The sequence below is a fragment of the Amaricoccus sp. W119 genome, from assembly GCF_047275745.1.
Classification (GTDB): Bacteria; Pseudomonadota; Alphaproteobacteria; order Rhodobacterales; family Rhodobacteraceae; genus Amaricoccus.
In genome coordinates this window covers 1-17,936 of record NZ_JBKQWU010000004.1, presented here as the reverse complement: position 1 = coordinate 17,936, position 17,936 = coordinate 1, and the positions used below count along the sequence as shown (strand labels likewise).

Here is a 17,936-nt window from a genome sequence, read left to right as displayed (position 1 = left end):
GATCGAAATGTGAGCGGGAATCCCATTGTCGCGCGGCGGAGCCCCCCCTAGACTGCGGGCCGCCAGCGGCGCGGCCCGCGAGCGAGGAACATGAGCAGAACAACGGCGCGTCTTCGCCCCGCCCTCGACCGGCGGTCAGGAGCGGATGCGCGCCCCGGGAGAAGCGGAACTGTGATACGACACGCGAGCATGCTCGCCGCCGCCGCCATCGCGGCGCACCTCACCGGGCCCGCGACGGCCCAGACGCGCGAGCTGACGAAGGAATACGACAACGGCGGCGTCTATACGGGCACTTTCCTCGACGGGCGCCAGCACGGGCAAGGCACCTACACGCTGCCCTCGGGCTATGAGTACTCCGGCGACTGGGTGGAAGGACGCATCGAAGGCGAGGGCACGGCGCGGTTTCCCAATGGCGCGGTCTATTCGGGTGCGTTCCATGACGGGCGCCCCGACGGGCAGGGCAAGATCACCTATGCCGACGGCGGCACCTACGAGGGCGAATGGGTCGCCGGCCAGATCTCGGGCCAGGGCGTCGCGGTCTATGCGAACGGCGTCCGCTACGAAGGCCAGTTCGCCGACGGCCTGCAATCGGGCACCGGGACCGCGACCGAACCTTCGGGCACGGTCTACGAGGGCGAATGGGTCGCGGGAGAGAAATCGGGCGAGGGCCGGATCAGCTATCCCGACGGCTCGGTCTACGAGGGCGCGATGGCGCAGGGCCAGCCCGAGGGCCGGGGCACGCTTACGATGGCCGATGGCACAGTCTATGCCGGCGCCTGGGTCGCCGGCCGGATCGAGGGTGAAGGCGTCCTGACCCAGCCCGACGGCGCACGCTACGAAGGCGCCTTCGCCGATGGCAAGCGCGAGGGGCTCGGCCGTGCGACTTCGGCGAATGGCGACCTCTACGTCGGCGGTTTCGTCGATGACCGGCGCCAGGGCGCGGGGACGCTGACGGTGAAGGACGGGCTGAGCTACACCGGCGATTGGGCGGAAGACCGGTTCGAGGGTGAGGGCAAGGCGAGCTATACGGACGGCTCGGTCTACGAGGGCGGTTTCGCCGCCGGCCAGCGGCAGGGGAAGGGCAAGCTCACCTATTCCAACGGGTCGAGCCTCGAGGGCGAATGGCGCGCGGGGGCGCTCAGCGGTCCCGGGACGGCGGTCTATCCCGATGGCCAGACCTATGTCGGCGATTTCGACGGCGGCCAGCGCACGGGCCAGGGCAAGCTCACCTATCCCGATGGATCGAGCCTCGAGGGCACCTGGTCGGACGGCGCGCTCTCCGGCGAGGGCGTCGAGCGCCACGCGGATGGGACCCTCTACGAGGGCGCCTTCGCCAACGGCGTCTGGCAGGGCGAGGGCAAGGTCGTCTACGCCGACGGCTCGTCCTACGATGGCGATTGGGTCGACGGGGTCAAATCCGGCACCGGCGCCGAGCGTCATGCCGATGGCACGGTCTACGAGGGCGGTTTCGCCAACGACCGCCGCCAGGGCGAGGGCAAGGTCACCTATCCCGACGGCACCACCTATGAGGGCGGCTGGGTCGCGGGCGTGATCTCCGGAACCGGGGTCGCGGCCTATGCCGATGGGGGCCGCTACGAGGGCGCCTTCCGCGACGGATTGCGCGACGGTCAGGGCAAGATGACCACGACGAACGGCGCCACGTTCGAGGGCAGCTGGCAGGCGGGACAACTCGACGGCCCGGGGACAGCCACCTATGCGAATGGCGATGTCTACGAGGGCGCCTTCGAGAACGGCCGCCGCGTCGGCCAAGGCAAGATGACCTTCGCCAATGGTCAGGTCTACGAGGGCCTCTGGGTCGACGGCCAGCCCGCGCCCGATGGTGCCCCCGCCGCGAACTGAGCGACCTTGGGGCTTCGGAGCGCGCGGTCAGTCCGGGTCGGCCAGTCCCTTGAGCGGAAAGTTGGGACGGAAATAGCGGGCATCGTCCACCGTGGCCGCGACCGAGGGACGAGCGAGCAGCCGCGCGCGGTAGGCCCGGAGCGCGGCGTATTCCTCGGGGATCGGATGCCCCCAATGCGCGTAGAAGAGCGCCGGGGCGGCCGCGCAATCGGCGATTCCGAAGGTCCCGTTCGCCGCCCAGTCCCGACCCGCCATCCAGCGGTCGAGCCAGGCATAGCTCCGGTCCAGCACGCTCCGCGCGGCGTCGCGCGCCATCGCGTCGCGCTGGTCCTCGGGCCGAAGCGCGTCGAGCACCAGATCCGTCAGTGGCCGGGCCAAGTAGTCGCCGAATACCCCGTCCATCTGCCGCGCCTCGATCGCCTTCCGCCGGTCCTCCGGGACCATCGGCGGCGCATCGCCGAAGTTCAGGTCGAGGTATTCGATGATCGCGGCCGATTCGATGACCGTCCGGCCGTCATGGACCAGCACGGGGAACTGGCCTGTCGGAGCCGCCGCCGCGACGAAGGCGCTGTTCTCTGGGTGGTCGGGATCGACCATCCTCGCCTCATAGGCCACGCCCCGCTCGCGCGCGGCGATGTAGACCTTCCAGCAGAACGAGGCGAACGGATGTCCGTAGATCGCCAGCATGACGTCCTCCGCGTCGGTTGAGAACCCGGTATCCCGCGCCGCCCGACCCGAGGGTGGCGCTCAGCAATACATCTCCGGTCCGACCCAGGCGGCCCGCGAATAGCGGTCGCCATGCGCCCAGCCCACGGGAAGCGCGGTCTCGATCCGGGCGAGATCCTCCCCGTTCAGGTCGAGCGCCGCCCCCGCGGCGAGTTCGCGCAGATGCCTGACCGAACGCGTTCCCGGAATGACAAGACTCCCGGGCGCGCGCGCCAGCACCCAGGCGATGGCGAGCGCGGCGGCGCTGGTCCCCATCTCGGCGGCGAGGGCCTGAAAGCGCGCGACCTCGACGAGATTGGCCGCGTAGTCGGGTTCGGCGAAACGCGGCGCGCTCGCGAGGAAGTTCGACGCCTCGATCGCCGCGCGGTTCGGCGGCCGGTCCGTCAGCAGCCCCCGCCCGACCGGCGAGAAGGCGACTAGCGTGGTGCCGAGCCCTTCGCAGGTCTGGATGAGCCCGAGTTCCGGCAGGCGGGTGGAGAGGGAGTATTCCGACTGGACCGCCGCCACCGGATACACCGCCGCCGCGCGCCGGAGCGAGGAAGGCGCGATCTCGGAGAAGCCGAAGGCGCGGATCTTGCCCGCGCGCACGAAGCCCGCCAGCGTCTCGGTTACCTCCTCGATCGCGAGCGCCGGGTCGCGGCGATGCACGTAATAGAGATCGACCGTCTCCAGCCCGAGCCGCCGCAGGCTCCCGTCCAGTTCCGCCTCCAGATGCGCGCGCGAATTGTCGAAGCACCGCGCCCCGGTTTCGGGATCGCGGGTGATGCCGCCCTTGGTCGCGATCCTGAACATGCCGGCGGCGGCCCGTCCCTGCCGGGCGAGGAAGGCGCCGATCATCCGTTCGGAGAGCCCCATGCCATAGATGTTCGACGTATCGATGTGATCGATCCCGAGATCGAGCGCCGCCGTCAGAACCGCGTGCGCCGCTTCCTCGGTCGCGGCGCCATAGACGCCGGCGAAGGACATCGCGCCGATGCCGACCGCCGAGACCTCCGGTCCGCCCGTTCCAAGCCTTCTCCGCCGCATCCCGGCCCTCCCCTTTCGCGCAAGCCGGCCAGATAGCCCGCGCCCGCCGGTCTGTCGAGGCGTGGCCATGGCGGATGACGCGCTGTGAGGCAGGCACCGTGAAGCGCGAGCATCATGCGCCGTCTTCCCGCTTGACAGACCCGCCGCTCCGCATGGAATGTATATTCCAAAATCGCCCGCCAGGGAACGCGGACGATCCGGGGACGGGGGAACGCGGGTCATGGCTTCGGAAGTGAACGATTCGGCTCCCGCGACGCTTGAGGAACTTTTCCGGTTGATCGCGGAGCGCGCCGAGGCGATGCCGAAACGGCTGCGCCAATGCGCCGATTTCATCGCGCAATATCCCGATCGGGTCGCGGTCTCCACAGTCGCGGAACTGGCCGCGGCGGCGGAGGTGCAGCCCTCGGCGATGATGCGCTTCTGCCAGGAACTCGGTTTCACCGGCTTCACCCAGTTGCAGCGGCTCTTCCGCGAGGAATACGCGCGCAACTGGCCCGACTATGCCACGCGGCTGAGCAACCTGCGCGAGCTCGGCGCCGAGAGCCCGGCGGCGATGCTCGCCGAATTCGTCGAGGCGGGCCGCGCCTCGCTCGAAAAGCTGATGAGCACGGTTTCACCGGAGATGATGGAGAACGCGGTCGAGGTGCTCGCCCGGGCACCGATGATCCATGTCGTTGGCTTCCGCCGCGCCTTCCCGGTCGCCTGCTATTTCGACTATGCCTTCGAGAAGATGCGGGTGCCGAGCTTCCTGCATACCGGCGTCGGCAAGCTCAACACCGCCCATGCGCTGCGCGAGGGCGAGGCGGTACTGGCGATCACCTTCGCCCCCTACAGCGCCGAGACCGTCGCCTTCGCCGAGAGCGCGGGCAAGGAAGGGCTCTCGGTCGTCGCGATCACCGACAGCCTGTCGAGCCCGCTGCAACGGCTCGACGCGATCCCGCTCCTGGTCTCGGAGATCGACGTGGGCGCGTTCCGGGCGCTCTCCGCCACCTTCGCGCTGGCGATCGCGCTCGCCGTCGCCGTGGGTTCGCGGCGGGAAAACGGCTGAGACGGTGGAATTCCGGTTTTCAAAACGGAACAAATATTCTATTTAACCAGCAGGGCCGAAAATTTTGATTCGCAGACCCGCGAAGCGGGCGCAGAAGGGGGAACAACCAGCATGCCAAGCCTCGACGTCATCACGATCGGCCGGTCCTCGGTCGATCTCTACGGCGGCCAGATCGGCGGCCGGCTGGAGGACATGGCCTCCTTCGACAAGTATATCGGCGGCTCGCCCACCAACATCGCCGCCGGCACCGCCCGGCTCGGGCTCAAGTCCGGCCTCATCACCCGCGTCGGCGACGAGCACATGGGCCGTTTCATCCGCGAGACGCTGGCGGCCGAGGGTGTCGATACCCGCGGCGTCGTCACCGATCCGGAGCGGCTGACCGCGCTCGTCCTGCTCGGCATCCGTGATCAGGAACAGTTCCCGCTGATCTTCTACCGCGAGAACTGCGCCGACATGGCGCTCTGCGAGGATGACATCGACCCCGCCCTGATCGCCGACACCCGCGCGGTCGTCGCGACCGGCACGCACCTCTCGCATGCGCGCACCGAAGCCGCGGTCCTGAAGGCGCTGAACCTCGCCCGCGAGAACGGCGCCCGTACCGCGCTCGACATCGACTACCGCCCGAACCTCTGGGGGCTCGCGGGCCATGAGGCGGGCGAGGAGCGTTTCATCGAGAGCGCGGAGGTCACGGCGAAGCTGCAGTCCACGCTGCATCTCTTCGACCTGATCGTGGGGACCGAGGAGGAATTCCACATCGCCGGCGGCTCGACCGACACGGTGGAGGCGCTCCGCGCCGTCCGCGCCGTCTCGGATGCGACGCTGGTCTGCAAGCGCGGCGCGCAGGGCGCGGTCGCCTTCGAGGGCGAGATCCCCGACAGCCTCGACGACGGCCAGACCGGCCCCGGCTTTCCGATCGAGGTCTTCAACGTGCTCGGCGCCGGCGACGGCTTCTTCTCCGGCCTGCTGCGCGGATGGCTGACCGATCAGGACTGGCCGACGAGCCTCAAGTTCGCCAATGCCTGCGGCGCCTTCGCCGTCTCGCGCCACGGCTGCACGCCCGCCTATCCGTCCTGGGAGGAACTCGACTTCTTCCTCAACCGCGGCATCAAGGAAAAGGCGCTTCGCAAGGACGCGGAGCTCGAACAGGTGCACTGGGCGACCAACCGGCTGCGTGACTGGTCGGAGATGCATGTCTTCGCCTTCGACCACCGGATGCAGATCGAGGCGGTCTGCGACGAGCTCGACGTTTCGCGCGACAAGATCGACGACTTCAAGCTGCTCTGCCTGCGGGCCGCGCGCCAGGTCGCCGATGGCCGCCCCGGCTACGGCATCCTCTGCGACGGCCGCGTCGGCCGCTCGGCGCTCTACGCCGCCGCCGGTTCCGGCCTCTGGATCGGCCGCCCGGTCGAATATCCCGGCAGCCGCCCGCTCCGGCTGGAAGACGCGATCGAGCCCGACTACGGCTCGGCGCTCTCGGAATGGCCGCTCGAACATGTCGTCAAGGTGCTCTGCTTCTACCACCCCGAAGACACGGACGAGATGAAGGCCGAGCAGGAGGCGACCGTCACGCGGCTCTTCCACGCCTGCCGCGCCAACCGGCTGGAATTCCTGCTCGAGATCATCCCCTCCAAGGTCGCGCCGGTCACCGAGACCACCTCGGCCGAGATCATCCAGCGCTTCTACGACCTCGGCGTCTATCCCGACTGGTGGAAGCTCGAGCCGATGAAGACCGACGCCTCGTGGAAGAACGCCTGCGATGCGATCACCAACAACGATCCGAACACGCGGGGCATCGTCGTCCTCGGGCTCGAAGCGCCGACCGAGGAACTGGCGGCGAGCTTCGAGGTCGCGGCGGGCCATGATCTCGTGAAGGGTTTCGCGGTTGGCCGCACCATCTTCGCCGAGGCCGCGCGTGGCTGGCTGAGCGGCGAGATGACCGACGACGAGGCCGTGAGCAACATGGCCGGGAAATATCAGGGCCTCTGCCAGATCTGGGATGAGGCCCGGGCGAAGACGCGCAAGGGAGCCGCGGCATGAAGACCGTTCGTTTGACCGCCGCCCAGGCGCTGGTCCGTTACTGCTCGACCCAGCTCAACGAGGAGGGCGTGCCCTTCCTCGCCGGCTGCTGGGCGATCTTCGGCCATGGCAACGTGGCCGGCATGGGCGAGGCGCTCTACGCGGCGGGCGACAAGTTCCCGACCTGGCGCGCGCATAACGAGCAGGGCATGGCCAACGCCGCCGTCGCCTATGCCAAGGCGTCGAACCGCAAGCGGGCGATGGCCGTCACCACCTCGATCGGGCCGGGCGCGCTCAACCTCGCGACCTCCTGCGCGCTCGCGCATGTGAACCGTCTGCCGGTGCTCTTCGTGCCGGGCGATGTCTTCGCCAACCGCGCGCCCGATCCGGTGCTGCAGCAGCTCGAGGATTTCAACGACGGCGCGATGACCGTGAACGACGCGTTCCGGCCGATCAGCCGCTACTTCGACCGTATCCAGCGGCCGGAGCAGCTTCTGACCGCCCTGCCCCGCGCCTTCGCGACGATGACCGATCCGGCGGATTGCGGCCCGGTGACACTCGCCTTCTGCCAGGACGTGCAGGCGGAAGCCTATGACTACCCGGTCGAGTTCTTCGCCCCGCGCGAATGGCACCGCCGCCGGCCCCGTCCGGGCCTGCGCGAGGTCAAGGTCGCGGCCGACGCGATCCGGGGCGCCAAACGTCCGCTCATCGTCGCGGGCGGCGGCGTGCTCTACGCGGAAGCGACCGAGACGCTGCGCGCCTTCGCCGAGAAGCACAACATTCCGGTCGGCGAGACCCAGGCGGGCAAGGGCGCGCTGCCCTGGGATCATCCACTCAACCTCGGCTCGGTCGGCGTCACCGGCTCGGCGGCGACGAACGCGGTCGCGGCGGAGGCGGATGTGGTGATCGGCGTCGGAACAAGGTTCCAGGATTTCACCACCGGCTCCTGGTCGCTGTTCCAGAACCCGAACCGGCGCATCGTCTCGATCAATGCCGCGCCCTTCGACACCCACAAGCACAACGCCCTGCCGTTGATCGCCGATGCGAAACTGGCGCTCGAGGAGATCGACGGGCTGCTCGGCGATCACAAGGCGCCCGATATCGACGCCGCGCTGAAATCCGACTGGATCGCGGCGGTGGACGCGGTGACGGCGGCGCCGAAGGACGGCAACGCGCTTCCGACCGACATGCAGGTCATCGGCGCCGTGCAGCGCGGGCTGGACGAGAACGGCGTCGTGGTCTGCGCCGCGGGCGGCTTGCCGGGCGAGTTGCACAAGCTCTGGAAGACCTCGAAGCCGAACGGCTACCACCTCGAATACGGCTTCTCGACGATGGGCTACGAGATCGCCGGCGGTCTCGGCGTCAAGATGGCGCTGCCGGAGCGCGACGTGGTGGTGATGGTCGGCGACGGCAGCTACATGATGCTGAACTCCGAGCTTGCGACCAGCGTCATGCTCGGCCACAAGATCACCGTCGTGCTGCTCGACAACCGGGGCTACGGCTGCATCAACCGGCTGCAGATCAAATGCGGCGGCGCGAGCTTCAACAACCTCATCGACACAGCGCGCCATGTCGTACCCTCCAGCATCGATTTCGTGGCGCACGCGGCCTCGATGGGGGCGACGGCCGAGAAGGTCGGCTCGATCGCGGAACTCGAGGAGGCGATGAAGCGCGCCCGCGCCTCCGACACCTCCCATGTGATCCTGATCGACACCGACCCGATGCCGACCAGCGAGGAAGGCGGGCACTGGTGGGATGTCGTCGTCCCCGAAGTCTCGGAGCGCGAGGAGGTCAGGGCCGCCCGCGCCGATTACGAGGCGAAGCGCGAGCTGCAGCGGATCGACTGACGGCCCGCCCGCCCATTCCCTGAACCGCGCGGAACCCCGCGCGGTTCGACGCCGTTGAAGGACAGGGATCAAACGAGATGACTTCCAAACTCCTGCGCAAACCGACCGGGACAACCGGCAAGGTGCATGACATCACCCCCGAGACCGCCCAATGGGGCTATGTCGGCTTCGGTCTCTACCGACTCGCCACGGGTGAGACCGTGGCCGAGCAGACTGGCGATACCGAGGTGATCCTCGTTCTGGTCGAGGGCAAGGCGACGATCGGCGCCGGCGACGAGGATTTCGGCGAGATCGGCGAGCGGCTCTCGGTCTGGGAACGGACCCCGCCCTGGAGCGTCTATGTGCCGAACGGCTCCTCCTGGTCGGCGACGGCCACCACCGACTGCGTGCTCGCGGTCTGCGCGGCGCCCGGCAACGGTGGCCACGAGGCGCGGGTGATCGGGCCCGAGGATGTCGATGCCGGAACCCGCGGCAAGGGGGCGAACACGCGCCACGTCTTCTCGATCGCGATGGAGAACCAGGACTTCGCCGACAGCCTCCTGGTGACCGAGGTCTTCACGCCGCAGGGCAACTGGTCCTCCTACCCGCCGCACCGGCACGACGAGGACGATTTCCCGCGGATGACCTATCTCGAAGAGACCTACTACCACCGGCTGAATCCGGCCGAGGGCTTCGGACTGCAGCGGGTCTTCACCGAGGACGGGTCGCTCGACGAGACGATGGCGGTCGCCGACCACGATGTGGTTCTGGTGCCGAAGGGCCACCATCCCTGCGGCGCGCCCTACGGGTTCGACCTCTACTACCTCAACGTGATGGCCGGTCCGATCCGCAAGTGGCGCTTCGCGAACCACCCGGATTTCGACTGGATCTACCAGCGCGACCTGAAGGACTGAGTCTTTCGGGATCGGCGCGACGCCCGCGGGCTTTCCGCGGGCGATACCGGCGCCGGATACCGACCGGTGCCACCGGCTCAGGCCCGGTGGTTCAGACCCGGTGGCTCAGGCCCGTTGGCTCAGGCTGGCGCCTCCGAACGTTGCCCGAGGTCGAGTTCCCCGGCGGGCTGGAACGGAAAGAACGCGCCGCCCGACCAGAGCCCGAACTGCTCGACCCCATCCACGCTCTCCGCGACGCAGAGCTCGACCAGGCGGTAGAAGCTCTTGCGATCGATCAGCGCCTCGAGATTGGCGCGGACCAGCACATAGGGCGTCGGCTCACCGGTCTCGGGATCGCGCGTGACGCGGATCGGACGGTCGGGCCCCGCTGTCGTCTCGTCCCCGGTCAGGGTGGTGAAACTCACGGTCTGGTCCTGCCCCGCGCCGGTCACGGCGAAATCCACCGCGAGGAACGGCGCGTCATCGACGATGATGCCGACCTTCTCCACCGGGGTCACCAGATAGTAGCGATCCCCCTCCCGCTTCAGGATGGTGGAGAAGAGCCGGACCAGCGCCGGCCGGCCGATCGGCGTTCCGAGATAGAACCAGGTGCCGTCCCGCGCGATGCGCATGTCGAGATCGCCGCAGAACGGCGGGTCCCAGAGATGCACGGGCGGCAGGCCCTTCTTGCCGGCCGCGGTCGCGGCGGCGGCGATCGTGTCGGCGCTTGGCGCCCTGTCCGGTTTGTGATCCCGATTGGTCATTGTCGCGGTGGCAGCTGTCGATATTCTCGTTCAGACTGAGACTGTCCGGCAGCCCCGGCCGGGTCCGCCGAGGAGAACAATAGGGCTGGGTGGAGGGTCGGACAACACTTGTGCGCGTGTTTCGCGCGGAAAGGCGGAAGCGATGAGCACCGAGGTCGACGGCCGGATGGACGATCCGGAGGCCCTTGTCGCCGAGATCGAGGAGGTCGGATCAAGGCTCGTCCGCGCCCAGGAGATGATCGGGCGCCGAATCATCGGCCAGGACGCCGCCGTCGAACAGGTGCTGATCGCGATCCTCTGCGGCGGCCATGCGCTGCTCGTCGGTGTCCCCGGCCTCGCGAAGACGCGGCTCGTGGAGACGCTCGGCACCGTGCTCGGGCTCGACGCGCATCGGATCCAGTTCACGCCCGACCTGATGCCCGCCGACATTCTCGGCGCCGAGGTGCTAGAGACCGGCGCCGACGGCACCCGGGCCTTCCGCTTCATCGACGGGCCGATCTTCTGCCAGTTGCTGATGGGCGACGAGATCAACCGGGCGAGCCCCCGTACCCAGTCCGCGCTCCTGCAGGCGATGCAGGAGAAGGAGGTCTCCGTCGCGGGTCAGCGGCGGCCCCTGCCCCGTCCGTTCCACGTGCTCGCGACCCAGAATCCGATCGAGCAGGAAGGCACCTATCCGCTCCCCGAGGCGCAGCTCGACCGGTTCCTGCTGCAGGTCGAGATCGATTATCCCGACCGCGAGGCGGAGCGGCGGATCATCCTGGCGACGACCGGGATCGAGGATGCGACGGCCGAGCCGGTCTTCGATGCGACCTCGCTGATCGCGGCGCAGCGGCTGGTCCGGCGGCTGCCGGTCGGCGACGCCGTGGTGGACCGCGTGCTCGATCTCGTGCGCGCGGCCCGGCCGGGGACGGCGGACGCCCATCCGCTCGTCTCGCAGCAGGTAAGCTGGGGACCGGGCCCGCGGGCGGCGCAGGCGCTGATGCTCGCGGTGCGCGCCCGCGCGCTCCTGCATGGGCGGCTGGTTCCCGATCTCACCGATGTCGCGGCGCTGGCGCGGCCGGCGCTCATTCACCGCATGGCGCTCGGCTTCGCGGCGCGCGCCGAGGGCCGCACGCTCGACGAGCTGATCGCGCAGCTGGTCAGCGATGTGATGCGGCTGGAGGCGGCGGCGTGAGCCAGCCCATCCTCCGCGGGAGGATGAAGCCGCAGGGACCGGTCGGTCTGCGGCGCGACGCCGAGAAGGTCGCCGGCGCCCTGCCGCCGCTGCTCGCCGAGGCCGAGATCCTCGCGGCGACGGTGGCGATGGGCGTGCACGGGCGCAGGCGCGCCGGCCATGGCGAGAACTTCTGGCAGTATCGTCAGGCGGTTCCGGGCGATGCCCGCTCGGCGGTGGACTGGCGCAGGTCCGGACGGTCCGACCAGCAGTTCATCCGCGAAATGGAATGGGAGGCGGCGCAGACCGTCGCGCTCTGGGCCGACGACGCGCTCTCGATGGACTACCGCGGCTCGGATGACGCGCAGGCCCGGTCGAAGGCCGAGCGCGGACGGCTGCTCGCGTTGGCGCTCTCCGTCCTGCTCATCAACGGCGGCGAGCGCGTCGCGCTGATGGGCACCGCCGCGCAGCAGCCGCGCGGCGGGCGGACACAGCTGAACAAGCTCGCTCTCGCCCTCGCCGGTTCCGAACGCGAGGATCGCCCCGATTATGGCGCCCCGCCCACCGACCGGCTGCCGAGGGGCGCGCGCGCCGTCTATTTCTCGGATTTTCTCGGCGATCTCGACGCCTATATGCCGGCGCTCAGCCACGCGGCGGATCAGGGCGTGCGCGGCTGCTTCGTCCAGGTGCTCGACGAAACCGAGGAGACCTTCCCCTTCGACGGCCGGGTGATCTTCGAGAGCATGGGCGGCGGGACCGAGTTCGAGACGCAGCGCGCCCGGGCCTTGCGCGAGGCCTACGCGGCGCGCCTCGCCGAGCAACGGGGGCGGATCGACGATCTCGCGCGCGGGCTCGGCTGGCGGGTGTTGCGGCATCTGACGAGCCATCCGCCTCGCACGGCGCTGCTCTGGCTCTACATGGCGGTGGGAGAAAGGATCTGAGCGGAAGATGATCGGCTCCCTCGCCTTCGCCGCGCCCTGGTTGCTCGCGGGGCTTCTGGCGCTTCCCGTGCTCTGGTGGCTCCTGCGCGCCGTGCCTCCGGCGCCGGGGCGGCGGGCCTTCCCCGGCGTGCGGCTGCTGCTTGGCCTGCGCGATCCGGAGAAGATGCCGGAGCGCACGCCCTGGTGGCTGCTGCTCCTGCGGATGCTGGCGCTCGCCGCTGCGATCATCGCCTTCGCAGGCCCGGTCCTGAATCCGCGGCCGGAGGCGGGCGACGGGCCGCTGGTCGTGCTGCTCGACGGTGGCTGGGGCGACGCGCCCGACTGGGCGGCGCGCATGGCCCGCGCGGGCGCCGCGCTCGACGAGGCGGCGCGCTCCGGCCGGCCCGCCGCCGTCCTCTCGATGGCCGAGCAGGTTCCGTCCGAACCGACGCCCCCCTTCCGCGCCGCTCCGGACTGGTCGGAACGGCTCCCCGGCTTCGCGCCGCGCGGCTGGGGGCCTGACCGGGGGGCCTGGGCCGACTGGTTCGCCGGGGCCGAGGGGGATTTCGAGACGCTGTGGCTGACCGATGGCGTCTCCGACGGGGCCGAGGCCGCGCTCGCGGATGCGCTCACCGGGCATGGCCGCGTGACGATGGTCGCACCGCCCGACACCGCCCTGGCGCTGACGCCGCCGCGGCTGGTGGAGGGGGCGCTCACCGTGACCGCGCTCCGGGCCGAGACCGAGGTCGCGCGGGCGGTCGGGGTGGCCGCGATCGGCCCGGACCCGAACGGGATCGAGCGTACGCTCGGCACCGGCGTCGGTGATTTCGCCGAAGGCGCGGGCGCCACGGATATCGCGCTCGATCTGCCGGCGGAGCTTCGCAACCGGGTCGCGCGGATCGCGCTCACCGAGCGGCGCTCCGCCGCCGGCGTCGCGCTCGCCGACGATTCGGTGCGCCGGCGCAAGGTCGGGCTCATGTCCGGTGGCGCCGCCGGCGAGGCGCAGGATCTCGCCGACCCGCTGCACTATCTTCGCCAGGCGCTCGAGCCTTTCGCCGAGGTGGTCGAGGCGCCGCTCGCCGAGACGCTGAACGCGGCGCCCGATGTGCTGATCCTCGCTGATGTCGGGGGGCTCAACCCGGCGGAGCAGCGGGATCTCACCGCATGGGTGGACCGGGGCGGGCTGCTGATCCGCTTCGCCGGGCCCCGGCTCGCGCAATCGGGCGCCGGTCAAACCGAGGAGGACCCGCTGCTGCCGGTGCGGCTCCGCGCCGGAGGACGCTCGATCGGCGGCGCGATGTCGTGGGGCGCGCCACGCAAGCTGCGCCCCTTCGCCGAGACCAGCCCCTTCGCCGGGCTTCAGGTACCTCGGGATGTCGAGATCTCGTCGCAGGTCATGGCGCAGCCCGACCCGGATCTGCCCAACCGGGTCATGGCGACGCTCGAGGACGGAACGCCGCTCGTAACCGGGCGCGGGTCGGGCGACGGCCGGATCGTGCTCTTCCATGTGACCGCGAACGCGGACTGGTCGAACCTGCCGCTCTCGGGCCTGTTTCTCCGGATGCTCGAGCGGCTGACCCAGAGCGCGGGCGGACTCGCCGACACCGCGGAGGAGATCGCCGGGACCGTCTGGACCCCTTCGCAGGTGCTGAACGGGTTCGGCGACACCGAGTCGCCGGGCCTCGCCGCCGGGGTCGCCGGGGAGCGGCTGATCACTGAGCGCCCGTCGCGCGAGATGCCCCCCGGTATCTATGCGAGCGGCGACCGCCGGGTCGCGCTCAATGTGATGCGCCCCGACGATACGCTCGCGCCGCTCGCGGGCCTGCCCGCCGCGGTCCGGATCGAGACCATCGCCCAGCCGCCCGAGATCCGCCTCGGCCCCTTGCTCATCGCCGCCGCGCTCGTCCTGCTCGCGCTCGACGTGATCGCCACGCTCCGCGTCTCCGGCCGGCTCGGCCGCGTCGGAGGGGCGCGCGGCGCGGCCGCTGCGAGCGCGCTTCTGGCACTCGCGCTGCTCGCGCAACCGGGGCCGGTGAAGGCGCAGGACGACGGCTGGGACCGCTCCAGCCACCACGCGGGACCGGAGACGCTCGAACGGACGCAGGGATTCGATGACCAGGGCTATGGCGATCCGAACTTCGGCGACTACCCGCGGAGGTACGGCGAACCAGGCTTCGGGTCGCGCCAGCCGCCGGGTCCCGACGCCAGCGCCGATGAACGCGCGATCTACGCCGCGAACGAGACCGTTCTGGCCTATGTCCGCACCAGCGACCGCCGGGTCGACCAGATCAGCGAGGCGGGGCTGCGCGGGCTGAGCGAAGAGCTCTACGAACGCACGGCGGTCGAGCCCGCGGCACCGGTCGGCGTCGATCTCGAGGCGGACGAGATCGCGATGTACCCGTTCCTCTACTGGCCGATTTCCGAGAGCCAGCCGAGCCTCTCGGACGAAGGCTACCGCCGGCTGAACGATTACCTGCGCTTCGGCGGCATGATCCTCTTCGACACCCGCGACGCCGACCTCGGCAACGCGATGGGCAGCACGACACCCAACGGACGCGTGCTCCAGCGGATCGCGACCCGGCTCGACGTGCCCGCGCTCGAGCCCCTGCCCGCGGATCACGTGCTGACGCGGACCTTCTATCTGCTGCAGGACTTCCCCGGCCGCTGGGCGAATACCGCGGTCTGGGTCGAGGCGGCGCCCGAGGCGGAGCAGGTCGAGGGCATGCCGTTCCGCAATCTCAACGACGGCGTGACCCCGGTCGTCATCGGCGGCAACGACTGGGCGGCGGCCTGGGCGCGGCGGCCCGACGGTTCGGCCATGTTCCCGGTCGGCCGCGGCATCGCGGGCGAGCGCCAGCGCGAGATCGCGCTCAGGTTCGGCATCAATCTCATCATGTATGTCATGACTGGAAACTACAAATCCGATCAGGTCCATGTCCCGGCCCTGCTCGATCGGCTGGGGCAGTAGATGTTCCAGTCGGTCGGTTTCGATCCCGCCCTTCCGCCGCCGGTGATCCTGGCGCTGGCGGCGCTCTGCCTCGTCGTGGTCGTCGTGGCGCTCTGGCGCGGGCTCGCCGGCTGGTGGCTGCGCGCGCTGGCCGTCCTCGTCCTCCTCTTCGCGCTCGCCGGTCCCTCGCTCCGGCGCGAGGATCGGACGCCGGTGCCGAATATCGCGCTCGTGGTGCTCGACGACAGCGCCAGCAACGCGCTCGACGACCGCCGGGCGCAACTCGACGCCGCGCTCGACGGACTGCGTACGGAACTGCGGCGGCTCGACGCGATCGCCCCGCTCGAAGTGCGCGAGATCCGGGTGACCGATGCCGGCGCCGATGGCACGAACCTCCTGACCGCGCTCGCCGAGGCGACGGCCGAACTCCCCGCCGACCGGATCGCGGGTGCGATCCTGGTGACGGACGGGCAGATCCATGATCAGAGCGCGCTGACCTCCTTCCCGGCGCCCGTGCAGGTGCTCCTGACCGGCCACGCGGCCGACTGGGATCGGCGCGTCGTGATCGAGACCGCCCCCGCCTTCGCGATCGTGGACGAGGCGGTAAGCCTCACGCTCCGCGTCGAGGATCTCGGCGCGGCGCCGGAGACGGGCGGCATGGCGGTGCTGTCGATCGCGCTCGACGGCGGCGAACCGCTCGATTTCCAGATTCCCCTGAACCGCGGCGTGTCCCTGCCGGTGACCCTGACCCGAGGCGGCGCCAACACGCTCCGCGTCTCCACCCCGGCCCGGAGCGGTGAACTCACCGACCGGAACAACGCGCAGATCGTCTCGATCAACGGCGTGCGCGACCGGCTCCGGGTGCTGCTCGTCTCGGGCGAGCCCTATCCGGGTGAGCGGACCTGGCGGAACCTGCTGAAGTCCGACGCGTCGGTCGATCTCGTGCATTTCACCATCCTGCGCCCGCCCGACAAGCAGGATTTCGTTCCCGTCTTCGAACTGTCTCTGATCGCCTTTCCGACGCAAGAACTGTTCATGGAGAAGGTCGACGAATTCGACCTGATCATCTTCGACCGCTACAAGCGCCGGGGCATCCTGCCGAACACCTATTTCGACAATATCGTGCGCTACGTCCGCGACGGCGGCGCGCTCCTGATCGCGAGCGGCGCCGATTTCGCGGGCGCGGAGAGCCTCTATCGCTCCCCCCTGCGCGACGTGCTTCCCGTCGAGCCGACCGGGCGCGTGATGGAGGAGGGCTTCGTGCCCCGGGTCCCGCTCGTCGGGGAGCGGCACCCGGTGACCGCCGGGCTCGGAACCCACGCCCCCCGGCCGCCGGCGGAGGATGGGACGCCGGGATGGGGTCGCTGGTTCCGCGCGGTCGACGTGGTGGCGCGCGGGCCGGTGATCATGGAAGGGCCCGACAACACCCCCCTGCTGGTGCCACAGCGCGAAGGCGAAGGCCGCGTCGCCGTCCTGACCTCCGACGAGGCCTGGCTCTGGAGCCGGGGCTACGAGGGCGGCGGGCCGCAGATGGAGCTGCTGCGCCGGCTCGCGCACTGGCTGATGAAGGAACCGGAGCTGGAGGAGGAGGTGCTGCTCGGCACCGGCGACGAGGGCGCGGTGGTGGTGACGCGGCGCACGCTCGGGGACACGATCCCGGAGGTCTTCGCGACCAGCCCCTCGGGAACCGAAAGCGTGATCCCGATGACCGAGGTCGCTCCCGGCCGATGGCAAGGCCGGATCGAGGTCGCCGAGAACGGCGCCTGGCGCCTCGCGAACGGCGATCTCGCCACCACCGCGGTCGTCGGCCCGCCCGCGCCGCACGAATTCCGCGATCCGGTCTCGACCGGCGACCTGCTCGGCCCGCTCGCCTCTGGTACGCGCGGCGGCGTGAAGCGGATCGAGGACGGGCTGCCCGGGATCCGTATGGTCCGCGAGGGCCGCGTCGCAGACGGCCGCGGCTGGATCGGCCTCGCGGATCGGCGGGCCTACCAGCTGCGCGACATCCGCCAGGTCGAACTCGCACCTGCCTGGGCGATGCTGCTGCTCTCAGCCAGCCTCGCCGTCGCCGCCTGGCGCATCGAGGGCAAGTAGCCGCGCGCGCCCGATCGTGCCTTCACGGTCCCGGTCACCCGGGACGAACGCCTCGCAAGTCCTCGCCAGGCATCGTGTCCGGCAGAGCTGTCCGACATGCGAGGGAACCGCGGCATTCCGGCGGGCTGGGGCAATTCCACCTTCGCGGCCGTCCGAGGCTTGGCCGCGCCTAGCTGCTTGGACCGTGACGCACTTGCGGAGGCAGGTTTGCCTGAGTGCTGCGGCGTGACATCGTGGATCGCCAGATCGGCGCGGGAGCGATTCCCGGCCTCAGACGGCGGGATGTGCCCGTCGGCTCAATCAGGCGGCAGGTGCTGAACCGCTCGACCCGTCCGGGGGGTGGCGATCTCGACAGATTCGCGGTCGCGCCAGGTACCGAGGCGGTGGATAGCCTCCTCCCTGAAATGACGCCGCGCGCATATCGATCGGCGTGCCACCGCGGTAGCGTCCAGACTCTTTCGCACTCTCACTCATGCGGTGGCGGCTCCGAAGGCTGCGCTTCCGCCGCGCGGAGCGGCGCCATGTTCATGTACTTGCGGGGTCGACATGTAAGCGTCCGGGGCGACCGCGCTGCCGAGCGCTGGGAGCGTCGGATAGCGTCCGGTGAGGATAGCGGACACTATGGACCACGTTATGGCGCGTCGGACGAAGCGGCTTTGGACG

General features: G+C 70.1%; 12 protein-coding genes. 9 read left to right on the top strand and 3 right to left on the bottom strand.

What is annotated here, in order from left to right; all coding sequences use genetic code 11:
- Positions 1 to 171: 171 nt before the first annotated feature.
- Positions 172 to 1,860 carry a 2-isopropylmalate synthase gene (locus ACLJK8_RS04175; protein WP_413148843.1) on the top strand — a complete coding sequence of 563 codons (1,689 nt, stop codon included), beginning with the start codon at positions 172 to 174 and terminating at the stop codon, positions 1,858 to 1,860.
- Positions 1,861 to 1,887: 27 nt separating this feature from the next.
- On the opposite strand, the gene ACLJK8_RS04170 is transcribed toward ACLJK8_RS04175, so the two are convergent.
- Together ACLJK8_RS04170 and ACLJK8_RS04165 are read right to left on the bottom strand one after the other, a co-directional pair.
- Positions 1,888 to 2,547 carry a glutathione S-transferase family protein gene (locus ACLJK8_RS04170; RefSeq protein WP_413148842.1) on the bottom strand — a complete coding sequence of 220 codons (660 nt, stop codon included), beginning with the start codon at positions 2,545 to 2,547 and terminating at the stop codon, positions 1,888 to 1,890.
- A 60-nt stretch (positions 2,548 to 2,607) separates the two neighbouring features.
- Positions 2,608 to 3,612 carry an aldo/keto reductase gene (locus ACLJK8_RS04165; RefSeq protein ID WP_413148841.1) on the bottom strand — a complete coding sequence of 335 codons (1,005 nt, stop codon included), beginning with the start codon at positions 3,610 to 3,612 and terminating at the stop codon, positions 2,608 to 2,610.
- Positions 3,613 to 3,832: 220 nt separating this feature from the next.
- Between ACLJK8_RS04165 and ACLJK8_RS04160 the strand changes: the two genes are divergently transcribed.
- From ACLJK8_RS04160 to iolB, 4 genes are all read left to right on the top strand, one after another.
- On the top strand, positions 3,833 to 4,660 hold the full coding sequence (locus ACLJK8_RS04160) for a MurR/RpiR family transcriptional regulator (RefSeq protein WP_413148840.1): 828 nt from the start codon (positions 3,833 to 3,835) through the stop codon (positions 4,658 to 4,660).
- Between the two features lie 111 nt (positions 4,661 to 4,771).
- The gene (locus ACLJK8_RS04155; protein WP_413148839.1) at positions 4,772 to 6,697 is read left to right on the top strand and encodes a bifunctional 5-dehydro-2-deoxygluconokinase/5-dehydro-2-deoxyphosphogluconate aldolase; all 1,926 of its coding nucleotides are present in this window, start codon (positions 4,772 to 4,774) and stop codon (positions 6,695 to 6,697) included.
- Positions 6,694 to 8,523: a 3D-(3,5/4)-trihydroxycyclohexane-1,2-dione acylhydrolase (decyclizing) gene (gene iolD / locus ACLJK8_RS04150; protein WP_413148838.1), complete on the top strand. Its 1,830-nt coding sequence runs from the start codon at positions 6,694 to 6,696 to the stop codon at positions 8,521 to 8,523. Before ACLJK8_RS04155 ends, iolD begins: the two co-directional genes overlap by 4 nt.
- A 77-nt stretch (positions 8,524 to 8,600) precedes the next feature.
- A complete protein-coding gene (iolB, locus tag ACLJK8_RS04145) occupies positions 8,601 to 9,416 on the top strand; it encodes a 5-deoxy-glucuronate isomerase (protein WP_413148837.1) in 816 nt (271 codons plus the stop codon).
- Between the two features lie 119 nt (positions 9,417 to 9,535).
- On the opposite strand, the gene ACLJK8_RS04140 is transcribed toward iolB, so the two are convergent.
- Positions 9,536 to 10,159, bottom strand: a complete 624-nt coding sequence (locus ACLJK8_RS04140) for a DUF1285 domain-containing protein (protein ID WP_413148836.1) — start codon at positions 10,157 to 10,159, stop codon at positions 9,536 to 9,538.
- 166 nt (positions 10,160 to 10,325) lie between these two features.
- On the opposite strand from ACLJK8_RS04140, the gene ACLJK8_RS04135 reads away from it, so the two are divergent.
- Genes ACLJK8_RS04135 through ACLJK8_RS04120 form a run of 4 tightly spaced genes read left to right on the top strand, consistent with a single transcriptional unit; the run spans position 10,326 to position 17,273 of the window.
- Complete coding sequence (locus ACLJK8_RS04135; RefSeq protein ID WP_413148961.1) at positions 10,326 to 11,333, top strand: AAA family ATPase; 1,008 nt, start codon at positions 10,326 to 10,328, stop codon at positions 11,331 to 11,333.
- A 23-nt stretch (positions 11,334 to 11,356) separates the two neighbouring features.
- A complete protein-coding gene (locus tag ACLJK8_RS04130) occupies positions 11,357 to 12,253 on the top strand; it encodes a DUF58 domain-containing protein (protein WP_413148960.1) in 897 nt (298 codons plus the stop codon).
- Positions 12,254 to 12,260: 7 nt separating this feature from the next.
- Positions 12,261 to 15,200 carry a DUF4159 domain-containing protein gene (locus tag ACLJK8_RS04125; protein WP_413148835.1) on the top strand — a complete coding sequence of 980 codons (2,940 nt, stop codon included), beginning with the start codon at positions 12,261 to 12,263 and terminating at the stop codon, positions 15,198 to 15,200.
- Complete coding sequence (locus tag ACLJK8_RS04120) at positions 15,201 to 17,273, top strand: hypothetical protein (protein WP_413148834.1); 2,073 nt, start codon at positions 15,201 to 15,203, stop codon at positions 17,271 to 17,273.
- Positions 17,274 to 17,936 lie beyond the last annotated feature (663 nt).

Coding starts and splice junctions, on each gene's coding strand:
- ACLJK8_RS04170 (WP_413148842.1), bottom strand. CDS start 2,547: ATGCTGGCGATCTACGGACATCCGTTCGCCTCGTTCTGCTGGAAGGTC.
- ACLJK8_RS04165 (WP_413148841.1), bottom strand. CDS start 3,612: ATGCGGCGGAGAAGGCTTGGAACGGGCGGACCGGAGGTCTCGGCGGTC.
- ACLJK8_RS04160 (WP_413148840.1), top strand. CDS start 3,833: ATGGCTTCGGAAGTGAACGATTCGGCTCCCGCGACGCTTGAGGAACTT.
- ACLJK8_RS04155 (WP_413148839.1), top strand. CDS start 4,772: ATGCCAAGCCTCGACGTCATCACGATCGGCCGGTCCTCGGTCGATCTC.
- iolD (WP_413148838.1), top strand. CDS start 6,694: ATGAAGACCGTTCGTTTGACCGCCGCCCAGGCGCTGGTCCGTTACTGC.
- iolB (WP_413148837.1), top strand. CDS start 8,601: ATGACTTCCAAACTCCTGCGCAAACCGACCGGGACAACCGGCAAGGTG.
- ACLJK8_RS04140 (WP_413148836.1), bottom strand. CDS start 10,159: ATGACCAATCGGGATCACAAACCGGACAGGGCGCCAAGCGCCGACACG.
- ACLJK8_RS04135 (WP_413148961.1), top strand. CDS start 10,326: ATGGACGATCCGGAGGCCCTTGTCGCCGAGATCGAGGAGGTCGGATCA.
- ACLJK8_RS04130 (WP_413148960.1), top strand. CDS start 11,357: ATGAAGCCGCAGGGACCGGTCGGTCTGCGGCGCGACGCCGAGAAGGTC.
- ACLJK8_RS04125 (WP_413148835.1), top strand. CDS start 12,261: ATGATCGGCTCCCTCGCCTTCGCCGCGCCCTGGTTGCTCGCGGGGCTT.
- ACLJK8_RS04120 (WP_413148834.1), top strand. CDS start 15,201: ATGTTCCAGTCGGTCGGTTTCGATCCCGCCCTTCCGCCGCCGGTGATC.